This is a genomic window from Flavobacterium sp. (genome assembly GCF_036405015.1).
GTDB lineage: Bacteria > Bacteroidota > Bacteroidia > Flavobacteriales > Flavobacteriaceae > Flavobacterium.
Window position 1 is genome coordinate 1 of record NZ_DASWYK010000229.1, and the last position, 18,057, is coordinate 18,057.

An 18,057-nucleotide genomic window follows, 5' to 3' on the forward strand; every position below is an offset into this window, starting at 1 on the left:
AGCATTTCCTTCTTCATGATCCAGAGAACCCGGAAAATAAAACAGATTTACAATTACATTTTCCTGAATTCCTTTTACTTTAAATTCAACATTGGATTGCTGATTGTACAGATAAGAATATATGGGTTCAATAACATCAAAAGAAATTATTGATTTCGGATCATTATTTCGTCCGAATAAATTAGAGAAAAAGTTCATGTTTATTATTTAAATCTAATCATTAGAATATTTAAAACTTTGATTCATTTTTTCAAAAGGAATCACCTCGTTTACAATAGATTCTAATTCGTAATCTGTTAACAATCCTCGTGCAGATTCTACAATTTTAGGCGAAACATGTATTTCATAATCAATAATGTCACGCTTTAGAATTTCTTCTATAATCGTATTTTGGCGATCGGTTAGATATTTTTTATGCGATTTAAAAACAGCTTCGATATCTTCTCTAAATTCCTCATCACTCAGTTCATTGTAGATATCTTGTTTAGACATGTCAATCAATAAAACTTTGAAGATAAAATCCTGAAGATTTTTTGCCAGATAATTGACTTCATTCATATCGTGCCAAACAAAAACGATCGGCACATCTCCATTGTTTTCTTCATTTAAAAAAAAGCAATAATGATCCCCACCGCCACTTTTGGCAAACGGAATAAATTTAAATTCCGGATTAATATTGCGATAATCTTCTGGATCGCGAAGTTCTTCAATTTCTTCTGCAACCGAATTTAAATTCAGTGATTCAAAATCGTACGAATGTAACAGCAAAGGCGGATTATCTTTTAAAGTAGGATAAACTTCTGTATACCAATTTGGACCATATTCTCCGACATCTAGCATGCCGTCAGCGTCTAATTGTTTGTATAAGAGAGGAAAATCAAATCCGTATTTTTTTTCGATTTCTTGTATTGTCATCTTTGGGGGAATATTCTATTAAAATCAGAATACTAAGATAACAATCTTTTTACTACATGAAAAATCTTGAGGCCAATTATTTCAAGGACTCCGCAATCATTAAGGCACATTTTTCGCCGTCAATTGCAGCAGAAATAATCCCGCCTGCATAACCAGCACCTTCTCCGCAAGGGTATAATCCTTTGATTTGCAAATGCTCTAAAGTCATAGGATCTCTTGGAATTCTAACTGGCGATGAGGTTCTACTTTCTGGCGCATGTAAAATGGCTTCATTGGTTAAATAACCACGCATTGATTTTCCAAAATCCTGAAATCCCTGACGCATGATCTGCGTTAAAAATCCTGGAAAAACCTGCCCTAATTCAACTGAAGTGGTACCAGGAACATAAGAAGTCTTCGGAATATCTGTAGAAATTTTACTTTTTGTAAAATCAATCATTCTTTGAGCAGGAACCTTTTGAGTCTCTCCCGCCAAATGCCAAGCTTTTTGTTCGATACTTTTTTGAAATTCCATTCCAGCCAAAGCTCCGAATTTTGCAAAAGGTTTAAAATCTTCTAATTTCAATTCAACAACAATTCCAGAGTTTGCTGTAGATTGATCACGTTTAGATGGCGACCATCCGTTTGTAACCACTTCACCCGGACTTGTAGCACAAGGCGCAATTACACCTCCAGGACACATACAAAACGAATACATGCCGCGCCCATTAACTTGTTTTACGATTGAATATGGCGCTGGAGGTAAATGTTCTCCACGATAATCACAACTGTATTGAATACTGTCGATTAATTCTTGTGAATGCTCCGCACGAACTCCCAAAGCAAAAGGTTTTGCTTCTATTAAAATTTTCTTTTTATCTAATAATTCAAAAATATCACGCGCCGAATGTCCTGTTGCCAAGATCAATTTATTGGCGTGAATTTTATCTCCATTTTGAGTTACGATTCCTTCAACTTCATTGTTCTTCACTAGAATATCGCTCACACGAGTTTCAAATAAAACCTTTCCACCAAATTCTCTGATTTTATCTCGGATATCTTCAATGATTTTTGGCAATTTATTAGTTCCGATATGCGGATGTGCTTCAACCAAAATATCTTCAGAAGCCCCAAAAGCAACCAGAAGTTCTAAGATTCTAGTGACATCGCCACGTTTTTTAGAACGCGTATAAAGTTTACCATCAGAATACGTTCCTGCTCCTCCTTCTCCGAAACAATAATTCGAATCTTCGTTTACGATATGTTCGCGATTTATAGCTTTTAAATCACGACGACGTCCACGAACATCTTTTCCACGTTCTAGAACAATTGGTTTTAAACCTAATTCAATTAATTGCAAAGCAGCAAAAAGTCCGGCTGGACCTGCGCCAACCACAATAACTTCTTGTGCATTGGAAACATCTTTATATATAGGAAGCTCCAATTTAGTTTCCTGAAAAGGTTCGCCTTTTAAATAAATAAGAACTTTCAAATTGATTTTAATCGCTTTTTGACGAGCATCAATAGAGCGTTTTAAAATTGAAATATGCTGAATTTCCTGAGCAGAAACTTTAATTTGCTTAGACAAATAATCTTTTAGCAATGATTCGTTTGCAGCAATTTCTGGCGTAACTTGAAGTAAAAGTTCTTTAGGCATTTTTTTGTGTTTATTCTATTAGCTTTTCTTTCTATGAAAAGAAGCTACAAAAGTACTATTTTGAAATGAGATTTTATATTTACTGTAAAATTTACGCGCAGATTCCTGCAAACTTAGAATTGATTTTTGATACTAAAATCCTTGTGTTTATTTTTCAGCCACAGATTATTTGGATTAAAATGATTTCTTTTAAAGCACTTAAAAACAATGCAGTGCATCTCTACAGCAAAACCTTAGAACCTTAGCAACTCAGAACCTTAGAACCTTTAAAAAAGACTTTGTACCTTTGTCACTCTGAACCTTTGCACCTTTAAAAAAAATGTCTAGAAAAATAAAATTGATTTGGGATTTCCGTGGACCTGCTTCTGCGAAAACAGCAGAACATCACGAAATTCATTTGAAAGAATATATTATTATTGAAAAGCTACCTTTAAATATTACTGGATTTTCAATTCTAAACGATATGCACGCCATAGCTTTTATGGTCGTAACCGACGAAAATATGATTCAAGTAAGAGATGCATTGAAACCGCATCGTGGAGAATTGTATGAAGCGTAAATAGTCACAGTTTTCGGTCACAGTTTACAGTCCCACAACTGAGACTGTAAACCGAGACTGTAAACTTTTTAGTTCGCTACTTCGCTAATAAACTTAATACGCATTAAACGTAATTCGTCAATATCGTAATCGCCATCAAATTCTTTTAAGGCGTCTTCGATTTTATCAGATTCTGATTCCATAAAGTAATCGTGGATTTCTTCTTGTTGCTCATCATCTAAAATATCATCCAGCCAGTATTTGATATTTAATTTGGTTCCAGAATATACGATTTGCTCCATTTCTTTAATTAGAGCATCCATAGTAAGACCTTTTGCAGAAGCAATGTCGTTTAACGACAATTTTCGGTCGATATTCTGAATGATATATAATTTATTTGCCGAATTTACTCCTGTTGATTTTACAACCAAATCGTCTGGACGAATAATATCGTTGTCTTCAACATAGCGAGCAATTAAAGCTACAAATTCACTTCCGTATTTTTTAGCTTTTCCTTCCCCTACACCGTGAATATTATACAATTCCTGTATTGTAATCGGATATTTCAAGGCCATATCTTCAAGTGAAGGATCCTGAAAAACCACAAATGGAGGAACGCCCAGTTTTTTAGCGACTTTTTTACGAAGTTCACGAAGCATGCCCGTTAAAACTTCATCTGCAGTTCCTGACGATTTTCCGCCAGTTACAATTGTTTCGTCATCAGCTTCAGTGTATTCATGATCTTCAGACATCATAAATGAAACTGGATTCTGGATAAAATCTAAACCTTCTTGCGTAATTTTAATCACTCCGTAGGTTTCAATATCTTTTGACAATAATCCAGTTACCAAAACTTGTCTTAATAATGCCATCCAATATTTTTCGTCATGGTCTGCTCCAGAACCAAAATAGGGCTGTGTATCTGTTTTATGTGCTTTAATAACCGCATTGATACGACCAATTAAAGTAAATACAATTTCTTTTGACTTATAAATATGTTTAGTATCACGAACAATTTCAAGCAATTTAACGACTTGCTCTTTGGCTTCTACTTTATGTTTCGGATTACGAACGTTATCATCCATATCGGCACCTTCACCTGTTTCGCTGTCAAATTCTTCTCCGAAATAATGAAGAAGGAACTTTCTTCGTGACATTGAAGTTTCGGCATAAGCCACAACTTCCTGCAGAAGCGCAAAACCAATTTCTTGTTCAGCAACTGGTTTCCCAGACATAAATTTCTCCAGCTTTTCTACATCTTTATAAGAGTAATAAGCCAAACAATGTCCTTCTCCCCCGTCACGTCCTGCACGACCGGTTTCCTGATAATAACTTTCTAGTGATTTTGGAATATCGTGGTGAATTACAAAACGAACGTCTGGCTTATCAATTCCCATTCCGAATGCGATTGTTGCTACAACTACATCTACATCTTCCATCAAAAACATATCTTGATGTTTGGCACGAGTTTTAGCATCTAAACCTGCATGGTAAGGAACTGCACTAATTCCGTTTACTTGTAAAACTTCGGCAATCGATTCTACTTTTTTACGGCTCAAACAGTAAATAATTCCAGATTTGCCTTTATGCTGTTTGATAAATCGAATAATATCCGATTCAATATTTTTAGTTTTGGTACGAACTTCATAATACAAGTTCGGTCTATTGAATGATGCTTTAAAAGTATTCGCATCAGACATATCAAGGTTTTTCAGAATATCTTCCTGAACTTTTGGTGTTGCAGTTGCGGTAAGCCCGATAATTGGCACTTTACCCAATTGCTTTATAATATGTCTAAGGTTTCTATATTCTGGCCTAAAGTCATGTCCCCATTCAGAAATACAATGCGCTTCATCAATAGCGACAAAAGAAAGTGGCACGCTTTGCAGAAAAGCAACATATTCTTCTTTCGTAAGAGATTCAGGTGCAACGTACAAAAGCTTGGTCAATCCTGATGTAATATCTTTTTTAACCTGGGCAATTTCTGTTTTGGTAAGAGAAGAGTTTAATACATGTGCAATTCCATTTTCAGAAGAAAGACTTCGAATTGCATCAACTTGATTTTTCATCAAAGCAATCAAAGGAGAAACAACAATTGCTGTTCCTTCCTGAATTAAAGCAGGCAATTGATAACAAAGAGACTTTCCACCGCCTGTCGGCATAATTACAAAAGTATTCTTTCCGCTTAAAATACTCGTAATGACTTGCTCCTGCAAGCCTTTAAATTGGCTAAAGCCGAAATACTTCTTTAATTCTTTATGTATTTCAATTTCGTTTGAATTCATTCTCTATATTAATGGTATTTTGTATAAATTTGCAACACATAAAGATACAACTTTCTTTTTTACATACAAATTTTAAATATTCTGATTTGATCTCAAAAGAAAATATATTGGCAATTGCCAAAAAAACAATTCTCTCTGAAAGTGAAGCAATTACAAAACTAATTGATTTTTTGGATGAAAATTTCTACGAAGCAGTTCAGCATATCTACGAATCTAAAGGACGTTTAATCGTTACTGGAATTGGAAAAAGCGCCATTATTGCACAAAAAATGGTCGCCACTTTTAACTCAACAGGAACTCCTTCTATGTTTTTACATGCAGCAGAAGCAATTCATGGTGATTTAGGAATGATTCAAAGCGACGACGTTATTATATGTATTTCCAAAAGCGGTAACAGTCCAGAAATTAAAGTTCTGGTTCCACTATTAAAACGTTTCGGAAATACTCTGATTGGAATGACCGGAAACATCACTTCCTTTTTAGCAAAAGGTTCTGATTACGTTTTAAATACTACTGTTGATATGGAAGCTTGCCCTATCAATTTAGCCCCAACAAACAGCACTACTGCGCAATTGGTTATGGGAGACGCAATGGCAGTTTGCTTAATGGAAATGCGTGATTTTAAACCCGAAGATTTTGCTATTTATCACCCTGGAGGAGCTTTAGGCAAAAAACTTTTACTTCGCGTAAAAGATATGATCGAGCACTCATTAAAACCAGCTGTTACCCCAGAAACCTCAATCAAAAAAGCAATTTTTGAAATTTCTGAAAAAAGATTAGGTGTGACTGCAGTGCTTGAAGACAATAAAATTATCGGAATTATTACGGATGGAGACATCCGAAGAATGCTAAACGACGTAGATACTATTGCGGACTTAACTGCAAGGGATATTATGTCTAAAAATCCTAAAATGGTTTCTTCAGAAACTATGGCGGTTGATGCATTGAATATTTTAGAAGATTTCTCTATTACGCAATTAATCGTTGCTGATAATGGAGAATATAAAGGAGTTTTACATTTACATGACATTTTAAAAGAAGGAATCGTATAATGGCAAAGAAAAACCTTGGCGAGATGTCATTTTTGGATCATCTTGAAGAACTAAGATGGTTATTAGTTAGAAGTACAATTGCAACATGCATCATGGCATTTGTTACTTATTTTATTAGTGATTATTTATTTGATCAAATTATTTTAGGTCCAATTCGACCAACATTCTTTACGTATGTTTGGTTTTGCGACTTATCACATGCATTAGGATTTGCAGACAGCATTTGTATCACCGAACTGAATTTCATTATCCAAAATACCGAAATGGAAGGTCAGGTCAATATTTTTGTTTGGATGTGTCTTTTAGCAGGTTTCATTCTAAGTTTCCCTTATATTTTATGGGAAATATGGAAATTTATTAGTCCAGCTCTTTATGAGAAAGAAAGAAAAAATGCAAAATTATTCATTTTCGTTTCTTCCCTGCTTTTCTTTTTAGGAGTATTGTTTGGATATTTTGTAGTCATTCCGATGTCGGTAAATTTCGTTGCCACTTTCTCTGTGAGTGATGTCGTAAAAAACCAGTTCACACTGGAATCCTATATGGGAATGGTAAAAACAAGTATCTTAGGTAGTGCTATCTTTTTTGAACTCCCAATCGCTATTTATTTCTTAACGAAACTAGGATTGGTTACTCCAGAATTCTTAAGAAAATACTGGAAATATGCTGTTGTACTAATTCTGGTTATCGCAGCTATTGTAACACCTCCAGATGTAGTAAGTCAAACCATCGTAGCAATACCAATGTTGATTATTTACGAAGTAAGTATTTTGATTTCAAAAGTTGTTTATAGAAATAAATTAAAAGAAAATGTCTGATATCGTTCAAGAATTTAATGACTATCGTTCTAAAATGAACGAAAAATTGCTTGCTGACAATAATAAAATTGTAAAGCGAATTTTTAATCTCGACACCAATGCTTACGCTGAAGGCGCTCTTGATGTAAAAACAAAAGAACTTTTAGGTCTAGTTGCATCAGCTGTTTTAAGATGTGACGACTGTGTAAAATACCATTTAGAAACCAGTTATAAAGAAGGCGTTTCTAAAGAAGAAATGATGGAAGCTATGGGAATTGCAACCCTTGTTGGAGGAACAATCGTTGTTCCTCATTTAAGGAGAGCTTATGAATTCTGGGAAGCACTTGAAGAAGCAGGGAAATAAATAATTGTTAATACGTTTAACTGTTGAATCGTTTATTTGTTAATTTGCAACGAATAAACGATTTATCGATTAAACGATTAAACTTAAAAAATGAAATTAAGAGCCGATAATTTAATCAAAACCTATAAAGGACGTAGTGTTGTAAAAGGAATTTCTGTTGAGGTAAATCAAGGGGAAATCGTGGGACTTTTAGGTCCAAATGGAGCTGGAAAAACAACTTCTTTTTATATGATCGTAGGATTGGTAAAACCAAATCAAGGAAATATTTACCTTGACGATTTAAACATTACCGATTACCCTATGTACAAACGTGCACAACAAGGAATTGGTTATTTGGCACAAGAAGCTTCTGTTTTTAGAAAATTAAGTATTGAAGACAATATTCTAAGTGTTCTACAATTGACTAAACTTTCTAAAGAAGCTCAAATTGCTAAAATGGAAAGCTTAATCGAAGAATTCAGTTTAGAGCACATTCGTACCAACCGAGGCGATTTACTTTCTGGAGGTGAGCGTCGTCGTACCGAAATTGCACGTGCACTGGCAACCGATCCGAAGTTTATTTTATTAGATGAGCCTTTCGCGGGAGTTGACCCTGTTGCAGTTGAGGATATCCAAAGAATTGTAGCGCAATTAAAAAACAAAAACATCGGAATCTTAATTACTGATCACAACGTTCAGGAAACATTAGCCATTACCGATAAAACTTATTTAATGTTCGAAGGAGGAATTCTTAAAGCTGGAGTTCCAGAAGAATTGGTAGAAGATGAAATGGTTCGTCGTGTTTACCTTGGACAAAACTTTGAGCTTCGTAAAAAGAAGTTGGAATTTTAAAGTATTCAGTCGCAGTTTTCAGTATCAGTGAACACTGAAAACCGAGACTGCGACTGAAAACTCTATTCCACTGTAATAAAATGCAATTGCTCTAAATCACCATTGTAAATATTCACATCGACACGATGTTTGATTCCTGGTAGAGAAGCTTTTTCTGTAAACTGCCAGAACAGCCAGTCATCTTCAATTTTTTCTCTGTAAAAATTATAATTGGCAATCCAGAAAAGATATTCACTAAATTCTTCCTTCAAAAAATCAGAATAATATCTTTCTCCCGAATAAATTATCGGACGCACTTGATAATGTTTCTCTACTTTATTTAACCAACGCTTCAAACCTTTTTTCAAACTGTCTAAAGGCTGATTTTTGGGCAATTTTTCGATATCTAAAACTGGCGGAAGATCTCCTTTCTGCAATTTTACTGTTTTAATAAAAAGATCAGCCTGTTCTATAGAATTTTCGTTTGGACGATAATAATGATAAGCACCACGCATGATTTTATTTTCTTTTGCGCCTGACCAATTTCTTTTAAATTGCCTGTCAACATAATTATTTCCTGCCGTTGCTCTTATAAAAACAAATTGTACAGGATATTTTTCATCTAAAATTTCGACTTCTTCCCAATCTACTTTTCCTTGAAATTCAGACACATCAAATCCAACAACTTTTCCTTTGTGATTTTCAAGAACACGAATATTTCTCACATCCGAAAGATGCCTGTCTACCTCATCTTCATCTAAAACTTTTTCTGATTTAAATCCTAAATAATAGGCCAATCCTTTTCTATAATGATAAACCGTACCAATAAACAAAAGGACAAAGAAAATTAATAAAAGGCCCCGAAAAAGTTTAGCAAGAAAAGATCTTCCTTGCGGTTTTCTAGAATATGTTTTACGATAAGTTGTTTTTCTTGCCATTAAACAGAATTACTTTTTCAGAAACAGATTATTGATAATAGACAACAATACATAAAAAGCAATAATCAATGGAATCGCGATGTAATGAAGCAATAGAACCATTACTATTGAAATTACTAAAAACACGATTTGAAGTGCATTTTCTTTCAAGTTAAACTTTTTTACTTTTAAAGAAAACAACGGAATCTCGGCATTTAAAATATAAGCGCTGCATAATGTTATCACCAATAAAACCCATTGATTGGTTAAGATTTCCAGAATCATTAAAGAATCTGAAAATGAAATTACCAAAGGAAGACTTAAAATAAACAATGCGTTGGCTGGCGTTGGCAAACCAATAAAAGAATCGGTCTGTCGTGTATCAATATTGAAATTCGCTAAACGATAACAAGATCCCAAAGTAATAATAAATCCTAAAAAAGGAATTGCGGGATTTGTACCAAACTCATGTCCGCTGTTTGTAAACATACTGTACATTACATAACCCGGCGTCACACCACTGGTCACCATATCTGCCAAAGAATCTAACTGTAAACCAAGCGGACTTGAAACTTTAAATAATCTAGCAAAAAAACCATCAAAGAAATCAAAAAAGATTCCTAAACAAACCATATAAAAAGCCATTAAATAATCGCCTTTAGAAACAAAAACAATTGCGACGCAACCGCAGAAAAGATTGATTAATGTGATAAGATTTGGAATGTGCTTTTTGATATTCATAGTTTGAAATTTTGATACTGGCAGAGAACAAATTTAGCATAATAACTCGATGCAAAAAGAGTTTTTCTAATAGTTTTTTATTTCTCCGCCCGACTTTCAGAATATTTAAAGAAACGAACTTAATAGATGATTAAAATATTCTATTTTTGATAAAAATTTAAAACCTCTATAGGTCGGTAAAAAAAGAACTTTTGAAAAAATATTTAGCATTTCTTTTCTTTGGGAGTTTTACTTCACAATACGCACAAACCATTCGAAAATATTCGAATGAGTTTATGAATATTGGTGTCGATGCTGCAGCTTTGGGAATGTCAAGTGCCGTAACTGCTTCTACCAATGATGTGAATGCCGTTTATTGGAATCCAGCGGGTTTAACTCATCTTGAAGACCATCAAATTGCGTTAATGCATGCCAGTTATTTTGCCAACATCGCGCAGTACGACTACATTGGTTATGCAAGTCCGATTGATGACAGAAGCGCCTGGGGAATTTCGATGATTCGTTTTGGAGTAGATGACATTATGGATACTACTCAATTAATCGACAATCAAGGAAATATAGATTATAATCGAATCCGTTTGTTTTCTACTGCCGATTATGGTTTTACATTTTCTTATGCGAGAAAACTTCCTGTTGATGGGTTTCAATATGGTGTAAATGCTAAAGTGATTCGAAGAGTTATTGGAAAATTTGCCAATTCTTGGGGATTTGGATTTGACATTGGACTTCAATTTGAAAGAAACGACTGGAAATTCGGTTTGATGCTTCGCGACATTACCACGACTTACAATGTTTGGAATATTGACGAAGAAGAATATGCTAAAATCGCGAATGCAATTCCAGGTGAAAACAATGAATTACCAGAAAGTACCGAAATTACTTTACCAAAAGCACAATTAGGAGTTTCAAAAAGATTTGATTTTCATAATGAATGCAGCTTGGTAACTTCTGCAAATTTAAATATGAGGTTTGAGCAAACAAATGATATCATTTCATCAAAAGTAGTAAGTATAGACCCAGCTCTAGGGTTTGAGTTTGGTTATACCGATTTAGTTTTTGTGCGAGCCGGTGCAGGAAATTTTCAAAATGTGACACAATTAGACAATACAGAAAAAGTAAATTTCCAGCCTAATATTGGCCTTGGATTTCGATATAAAGGAATTCAGATCGACTATGCTTTAACTGATTTAGGAAATCAAAGTACGGCTCTATATTCTAATATTTTTTCGTTGAAAGTTGATTTAGGTATCTTCAGATAATTATAAAACCATAAAATATTTTAAAAAATCATGAAAACTGTTCTGTTCAAAAAAACACTTTTTATTTTATTATTCTTATCCAGTTTTATCGGTTTTAGCCAAAGCATACCTTTGACAAAAGATGCCAAAATAAGCGTTTTGACTTGCGGACTTGGAAACGAAACTTATTCTTATTTTGGACATACCGGAATTAGAGTTTCAGACCCAGGAAACAACTTTGATGTGGTTTATAATTATGGAACTTTTGATTTTAGAACTCCAAATTTTGTAATGAAATTTGCCAAAGGAGATTTACAATATTTCGCTACAGTACATTCTTATGCTGATTTTTTTAATGAATATACTTATGAAAAAAGGAGTATTTTCGAGCAGGAATTATTAATTTCATTAGAAGACAAACAGAAACTTTTTAATAAACTAAATGCAGTTTTAGATTCTGAGGAAAGGTATTACACTTATAAATTTATTGATAAAAATTGTACTTCAATGGTTGTTGATGTAATCAACAATACTCTGAATACCAATGTGATTGTCAAAAAAGAAGATACAGACAAAACCTACCGTTCTATCCTTTTCCCTTATTTTAACGGACATTTTTACGATCAATTAGGCACTAGTATTATTTTTGGAACAAAAGTCGATCAAATGGGAACCAGAATTTTTCTTCCATTTGAATTAAAAAATAGTTTAGAAAAAACTAAATTTCATAATCAGCCTTTTGTTGGCAAGACTAAAACATTGTTAGAATTTACAAAAGAAACTCCAAAATCATGGTGGAATAATATTTATACTTATCTATTTATTTTGCTTTTTGTAGTATTTGCTAGAAACAAAACAGTTGATAAAATCTACTTTTTGATCTTATCTTTAATTGGGATATTCTTTGTCATTATGGGATTTTATTCTTTTCACCAAGAACTGGCGATGAATTACAACGTACTACTTTTTAGTCCGCTTTTATTGGTTATGATTTTGTTTTCAGTATTCAAAAACAAATTATGGACATATCGTTTTGCTTTGATCAATTTTGTGCTTTTAGTTATGTACTTTTTATTTCTAATAAACAAAGCGCACTTCTTTATCACTTTACCTTTGATTATTACAAGTGGTGTAGTTTTAGTGAGAACTGGAATCCGTAACAAAAAACCAATTCCAATTATCATTTAATTTTATTGCCCGCGGTAAAACAAAACTGTTGTAATGGTTTTAAAAGTAATACTCAGATCCAGAAAAACACTTCTGTGCTTGATGTAATACAAATCATATTGAAGTTTGATCAAACTTTCGTCTATTGATTCTCCATAAGAATAATTTACCTGAGCCCAGCCTGTAAGTCCAGGCTTAACGACATGACGTGTCTCATAAAAAGGCATAACAGCGGCAATTTCTTCAACAAAAAATGGTCTTTCGGGTCTTGGACCAATTACTGCCATATCTCCTTTTAAAACATTTATAAACTGAGGAAGTTCGTCTATTCTTGATTTTCTCATGAATTTACCAAAAGGCGTAACTCTTTTATCATCGTGAGCTGCAAAAACTGCTCCATGGGTTTCTGAGTTTTCTGTCATGGTTCTGAATTTGTAAATCTTAAAAACAACTCCATTTTTACCTACTCTTTCCTGAGTATAAAAAAGACTCCCTTTATTTGCGAATGAATTACAAACCCAAATTATCGGAATAAAAACACCACAGAACAAAAGTCCGACGAAAGAAAAGAAAAATTCCATCAAGCGAATTAACAGTAAATACAATCTATTATTATTACTTCGGCTAAATGGAAAAAATCGATAGAAATCCCTACCCATGTAATGCACTGGAATTCGCTGTGTCTTGCTTTCGTAAACTTGAGTATATTCGCGAATTACATTCCCGTTTTCTAATAAATGAAGTAGCTGTTGATATAAATCTGCTGTAATACCATCTGTTTTTTGCGATGCTATAATAATCTCCGAAACATTGTTTTTGGTAACAAATAATTCCAAATCTTTCTTTTTTACTTCTCTTACATAATGAAAATTAAAATCTTCTACTGAATCGGTATCTGAATTTACAAAACCAATTATTTTATAATGTGGATCGACATTCTCGAGTCCCATAACCAATTCTTCTACTTCGTTCTGGTCGCAGATCAAAACTACATTCTGTGAAAAACGATTAGAAGCCAGGAAAAAAACATAAAAAAATCGCCAAAGCAATAATGAACTTAAAACAGCAAAATAAAAAATTATAATAATCAATCGCTGTTTTGGAAGTTCAGGCGACAAAACGGGCGTAAATAAATATACTATAACAGCGGAAATTGAAGTTAAAACAACACTCCGTAAAATTTGAAACTGATTACTGGCAGTCTGTAAATCGTACATTTCGAAAATTGTTCCAAACAGAAAGATATAACCAATTAATAAAAATGATTTTAAATACTTTCCATCTTCTAAAACGTAGTAATTATAATCGAAAAAGAGGCTCAGTAAAATAAGTGCAGTAAATACAAATACTCCATCAAAAAGAGAAAGCAAGACTTTTCTTTCTGAAATTTCGAAATGCATTTTTCTTTTTAAAAACATTGTTACAGTTTGTTAGGGGCTTAAACTTGAGGCAAATGTATTATAAAAAATGAATTTAGCTAGTAAGGTCTTCGGTTTTTTCTGGAACTTTAATTTGAATAGAAAGAAGACAAAGTGCATAGACAAAAGCTGGCGCTGCAATCCTTAGTGCAGCATGATTTATGGTTAGAAGCCAAAAGAAGAAAAATGAAAAAAAATAGAGATGCTGCTTATTGTTTATGTAAACAATAAAAGGCGTTAAAATTAGAATCAAAAAGCCAAATACTCCAAAAACACCATGTTCACTAAACAAACGAGAAATCTCACTATGAGCAGCTACAGCCTGTCCCAAAGATTCTTTTCTGCTTTCTTTTCCCATTCCTACTCCGATTCCTAAAATAGGATTATCTAAAAACAATTTCAAGTCTGTATCAATAATGACCTCTCTTCCTCCTAATCGATCTACTTTTTCCCTGCCACGAGCATCGCGATTAGAATATCTCTTTTCAATAAGTCCTCGAGTCTGTAAAGAAGTGTATGAAAATATTCCAATTCCAAGAATTCCTGCTGATAAAAAAACTAAGGCGATTTTCATTCTTCCTCTACCATTTGAAAAAAAATAAAGTACAAATAATAAGAAAATAATCATTGCAACTCCTGTTATTACACCACCACGAGAAAATGTAGCAACTGCTCTGTAACTGATAAATATTAGCAAAATACTATTTAAAATTATTTCACCTTTTGATTTAGAAAAAAGAACCAATTGCGAAAAAAAAACGAACATTCCCAATCCTAAAATTGTTGACACTTGATTAGGACCAAATCCTCCCGATGTGTGAAAATTAGACTGAGTTCCTGTAACTACATCTTTTATGCTCGGATTGTATAAAAACATATAAGTAACTGTTGAAATAACGGGAAGCGCGATTGTTATTAAAACATTTTGCAATTCCGAAAACAATAGTCTTTTTTTATACATATACATAGAAGCAATACCCAAACAAAGTGACCCTGATAAGTTAAAAAACACCGCTTTTTTTACATCAAAATTTAAATCATCAACAGAAGAGGCAACTAAAATCCCGGGAATTAATAGGAACAAAAAAACAACATACAAAAATGATTTTATCGAAAAGTTGTTATAGAACATTCCGACTAGCATAAAAATTATGACAAGAAATTTTACGTATTCATTATTAAAATTTCCTTCTGTCATACGAAGAAAAACCTCAACACCCACAAGATATGCTGCAACAAACATCACCTCGTTATTTTTATTCTTATTTCGAATAACAACTGAAAGTCCTACAACAGGTATTAATAGTGCATAAATCTTAGATAAAAATGGAGCAATAAAAATAACCACCCCTATTACGGCATGAATCAAAATAAGAAACGTGTAGGAAAGTGATTTATTTGTCATTTTTTATTTTCTATATGCTTTGATTAGTTTTTCAATTACTATTTCTTCTGAGTAATTTTTTTCAACATTTTCTCTAAAATTCACTGCAAGCCTATTTCTAAACAGTTCATTTTCTATAATTTCAGTTAATTTCTTTTTTATTTCTAATTCATTTAATGGATCGAACAATAGCCCACTAACTTCCTCCTCTATAATTTCTGAACAATAGCCCACATTTGTCGAAACAACTGGTAAACCTGCTAAACCATATTCTAACAGAGTTACGGGAAACCCTTCGTCTGTAGAAGCCAAAACTCCTACCGAAGCTTGCGACAATATAAATTGAATATCATTTCTATTTCCATACAAATGTATGTGATTTTCTAAAGAATTTGTTTCTATAAAATCTTTCAAAGCTTGAGAATAGCCGTCTTTGTAATCTTTTCCTATTAAATGCAAAGTCCAGTCTAATTCTTTTAATTTCAAATCATCAAATGCTTTTAGAATAGCTATATGATTTTTAGGATTCTTCAAATTAGCCAAAAAAACAATACGTTTATTTTTAGTTCCTCTTAAATTTGTTTGCTGAGATTCGTCTTTAATAGATGCAAAATTAGGAATGAAAACGACTTTTTTACACAACATATTCTTTAGACTCCATTCTTTTAATTGTAAATTAACTACAAAAATGGAAGAAAAAAAGAATGAACAAAACACCAAAACCTGATTATTTTTTCTTGACTCTTTCGATCTCATACCATAGTGATCATGCCAAATGATTTTAATCTTTGGTAAAATCAATTTTGTTAAAACTGCAGTAAAAAAAGAAGTTCCATGGGCATGAACAATCTTAATTTGATTTTTTACTATAAATTTTCGTAATCTAAAAACAGCTCCAAAATCAATTGCCTTTTTTTTATTTAAGAACAAATATGAAACATCTTTATTTAATTGATTGAACAACTGACCTTCTTTTCTTGTTGCTATTAAGCCCGAAAATTCGATCTTATCAGTTAAAGCATTTGCATAACTAACTGCTATTCTTTCAGCTCCACCAGCCTCTAAAGAATCTATTAATTGAAGGACTCTCATTTTGCAAGAAGATTTTCAATTTCACTTTCAAATTTGTCAATTGTAAAATTACGTGACCATTTTAAAGCTTTTTCACTCATTTCCTTAAACAAATTTTCATCAGAAAGAATATCTTTAATTTGGGCTAAGTCTTCTTCTAACTTCATTTCTAACAAAACACCTCTTTTTCCGTAGTCAAGCATAAAAGGAAGACAAGAAATATTTGTTGCTATTGGCAAACATCCCCAAAACATTCCTTCTGCAATAGCTTTGGGCCAGCCTTCACTTTTTGATGGTAAAATGACAAAATGACTTTTTTTATAAAATTGTTTTACTGTTTCTTTACTTTGATTTCCGTGTAAATAAACAAAACTTTCTAATTGATTGTTTTTAATGTAAAACTCCAAATTTTCTCTTTCAATTCCCTCTCCAAAAATATGAAGCACTGCTTTTCTGTCGTTTTTTATTAATTGCTCAACAAGTTTGACCGCGTATAATGGATTTTTCCCTAGAACCAAACTTCCAACAAAAACGAAAATAACTTCCTGATTTATACTGTTTTTGGGAACACTTTCTTTTTCATACTCCCAATAAGTCGCAGTAAAAAATGGTTTAATGTTTTTAGACTGATTTTTCCATTCCCCGTAAACCAACACTTGCATATTTCGAGTTAAAAAAGTATTATTTAAAATCCATTTTTGTAAACGATATGTTGCAGGTTGTTCGCTTTTTGGATCCCAATTTCCAGCATACTTTGCTGTTTTTCTTTTAGAAGGAAAAAATATCTGAACTACACATCCTAACAATCCCATATTTCCTGGACATCTTAAATGAATGTGATCTGCTTTTTTCATCGCCCAAAATATGCTCCAAACAATAACTGGAATTTTAAAAACAGAAGTCAAACTGTTTTTAAAACTTGTCAGGCTAAAATCTGGCACATGCGAAAATTCAATATTTGTATGCTCGTAAGGCATATCTATTACTGATATTTCTCTTTTTACTAATGGTGCTACTACTCTTAATTGATTTACATTTTTCAACCAAATATTCATTTCGCGAACATATGGAGCATAACCAAAATACTGGCTATCATCTTTAATATGAACAACATGTGTAATAACAGCGAATTTCATTATCCTTTTATTATTTTACTATAGATAATACTCTTTTAATGTAATTTTTGGGATGTAAATTTAAATCACTCCAAATTAAATTATTATGTCCCATTTCAAGGTATTTTTTTCCACTAAGCAAGTTTTCAATTTTGTCTGGCAATTCTTGATATGCATTTCTTCCAGTCAATTTTTCATAATTCACATGTTCATTAAAATTTTCAATAACAACATTCAAAGGAGTTGATATAACTGATTTTCCAAACAATAAGTATTCTCCAATTTTCCATCCTGGAGTATCTTTTAATCCGTCATCTGCAATACCAATATCCGCCTTTAGCAATGAATGAAAGTATTCTTTTTTTGAAGTTTTTTTTGAATCCAACAACAAATCTGGAGCAACTTTTTGTGACAAGGAATCTGAAAATAGTCCTACAGAAGAGTTTTTAAAATTACTTTTTATAATTCGACAAGCCTCAATACGAAATTCATTTTGAACCTGTCTTCTCTGTTTTTCTCCAAGGTCCATATGATTATCTGGATTCCATAATCTTGTGTGAAAAATTATCTTTCCATTATTATCGCTTACTTTTTTTGGAAAATATCTTATAT

At 32.7% G+C, this 18,057-nt stretch carries 17 protein-coding genes and 1 pseudogene; 7 read left to right on the plus strand and 11 right to left on the minus strand.

Going from position 1 to position 18,057, the window contains the following annotated elements; all coding sequences use genetic code 11:
* From VGE71_RS19720 to VGE71_RS19730, 3 genes and pseudogenes are all read right to left on the minus strand, one after another.
* Positions 1–198 (minus strand): annotated as a pseudogene (locus tag VGE71_RS19720) (hypothetical protein); the annotation flags it as partial.
* Positions 199–213: 15 nt separating this feature from the next.
* Positions 214–915: an SMI1/KNR4 family protein gene (locus tag VGE71_RS19725; RefSeq protein WP_331139829.1), complete on the minus strand. Its 702-nt coding sequence runs from the start codon at positions 913–915 to the stop codon at positions 214–216.
* Positions 916–991: 76 nt separating this feature from the next.
* Entirely contained in the window at positions 992–2,551 is a 1,560-nt protein-coding gene (locus VGE71_RS19730; protein WP_331139830.1) for an NAD(P)/FAD-dependent oxidoreductase, read from the minus strand.
* 319 nt (positions 2,552–2,870) lie between these two features.
* Between VGE71_RS19730 and VGE71_RS19735 the strand changes: the two genes are divergently transcribed.
* Complete coding sequence (locus tag VGE71_RS19735) at positions 2,871–3,110, plus strand: hypothetical protein (protein ID WP_331139831.1); 240 nt, start codon at positions 2,871–2,873, stop codon at positions 3,108–3,110.
* Between the two features lie 68 nt (positions 3,111–3,178).
* Here VGE71_RS19735 and recQ read toward each other — a convergent pair whose 3' ends face one another.
* Entirely contained in the window at positions 3,179–5,374 is a 2,196-nt protein-coding gene (gene recQ / locus VGE71_RS19740; protein WP_331139832.1) for a DNA helicase RecQ, read from the minus strand.
* 86 nt (positions 5,375–5,460) lie between these two features.
* On the opposite strand from recQ, the gene VGE71_RS19745 reads away from it, so the two are divergent.
* From VGE71_RS19745 to lptB, 4 genes are all read left to right on the plus strand, one after another.
* Entirely contained in the window at positions 5,461–6,426 is a 966-nt protein-coding gene (locus VGE71_RS19745) for a KpsF/GutQ family sugar-phosphate isomerase (RefSeq protein ID WP_331139833.1), read from the plus strand.
* Positions 6,426–7,241 (plus strand): twin-arginine translocase subunit TatC, encoded by an 816-nt coding sequence (gene tatC / locus VGE71_RS19750; RefSeq protein ID WP_331139834.1) that lies wholly within the window; start codon positions 6,426–6,428, stop codon positions 7,239–7,241. Before VGE71_RS19745 ends, tatC begins: the two co-directional genes overlap by 1 nt.
* On the plus strand, positions 7,234–7,584 hold the full coding sequence (locus VGE71_RS19755; protein ID WP_331139835.1) for a carboxymuconolactone decarboxylase family protein: 351 nt from the start codon (positions 7,234–7,236) through the stop codon (positions 7,582–7,584). The genes tatC and VGE71_RS19755 overlap by 8 nt, the downstream gene beginning before the upstream one ends.
* A 90-nt stretch (positions 7,585–7,674) precedes the next feature.
* Positions 7,675–8,415 (plus strand): LPS export ABC transporter ATP-binding protein, encoded by a 741-nt coding sequence (gene lptB, locus VGE71_RS19760; protein WP_012022391.1) that lies wholly within the window; start codon positions 7,675–7,677, stop codon positions 8,413–8,415.
* Positions 8,416–8,477: 62 nt separating this feature from the next.
* Here the strand turns inward: lptB and VGE71_RS19765 are convergent, their stop codons facing one another.
* Both VGE71_RS19765 and VGE71_RS19770 read right to left on the minus strand, forming a co-directional pair.
* Positions 8,478–9,332, minus strand: a complete 855-nt coding sequence (locus VGE71_RS19765) for a glycoside hydrolase family 25 protein (protein ID WP_331139836.1) — start codon at positions 9,330–9,332, stop codon at positions 8,478–8,480.
* Between the two features lie 9 nt (positions 9,333–9,341).
* The gene (locus VGE71_RS19770) at positions 9,342–10,052 is read right to left on the minus strand and encodes a CDP-alcohol phosphatidyltransferase family protein (protein WP_331139837.1); all 711 of its coding nucleotides are present in this window, start codon (positions 10,050–10,052) and stop codon (positions 9,342–9,344) included.
* 275 nt (positions 10,053–10,327) lie between these two features.
* On the opposite strand from VGE71_RS19770, the gene VGE71_RS19775 reads away from it, so the two are divergent.
* Both VGE71_RS19775 and VGE71_RS19780 read left to right on the plus strand, forming a co-directional pair.
* A complete protein-coding gene (locus VGE71_RS19775) occupies positions 10,328–11,311 on the plus strand; it encodes a PorV/PorQ family protein (RefSeq protein WP_331139844.1) in 984 nt (327 codons plus the stop codon).
* A 30-nt stretch (positions 11,312–11,341) separates the two neighbouring features.
* On the plus strand, positions 11,342–12,478 hold the full coding sequence (locus VGE71_RS19780; RefSeq protein WP_331139838.1) for a DUF4105 domain-containing protein: 1,137 nt from the start codon (positions 11,342–11,344) through the stop codon (positions 12,476–12,478).
* 2 nt (positions 12,479–12,480) lie between these two features.
* Here VGE71_RS19780 and VGE71_RS19785 read toward each other — a convergent pair whose 3' ends face one another.
* From VGE71_RS19785 to VGE71_RS19805, 5 genes are all read right to left on the minus strand, one after another.
* Complete coding sequence (locus tag VGE71_RS19785) at positions 12,481–13,875, minus strand: sugar transferase (protein ID WP_331139839.1); 1,395 nt, start codon at positions 13,873–13,875, stop codon at positions 12,481–12,483.
* 55 nt (positions 13,876–13,930) lie between these two features.
* Positions 13,931–15,280: an O-antigen ligase family protein gene (locus VGE71_RS19790; protein WP_331139840.1), complete on the minus strand. Its 1,350-nt coding sequence runs from the start codon at positions 15,278–15,280 to the stop codon at positions 13,931–13,933.
* Between the two features lie 3 nt (positions 15,281–15,283).
* Positions 15,284–16,351: a glycosyltransferase gene (locus VGE71_RS19795; protein WP_331139841.1), complete on the minus strand. Its 1,068-nt coding sequence runs from the start codon at positions 16,349–16,351 to the stop codon at positions 15,284–15,286.
* Entirely contained in the window at positions 16,348–17,466 is a 1,119-nt protein-coding gene (locus VGE71_RS19800) for a glycosyltransferase family 4 protein (RefSeq protein ID WP_331139842.1), read from the minus strand. The genes VGE71_RS19795 and VGE71_RS19800 overlap by 4 nt, the downstream gene beginning before the upstream one ends.
* 10 nt (positions 17,467–17,476) lie before the next feature.
* Positions 17,477–18,057 (minus strand): hypothetical protein (locus VGE71_RS19805; protein WP_331139843.1); only part of this gene is annotated, 581 nt, incomplete at its 5' end.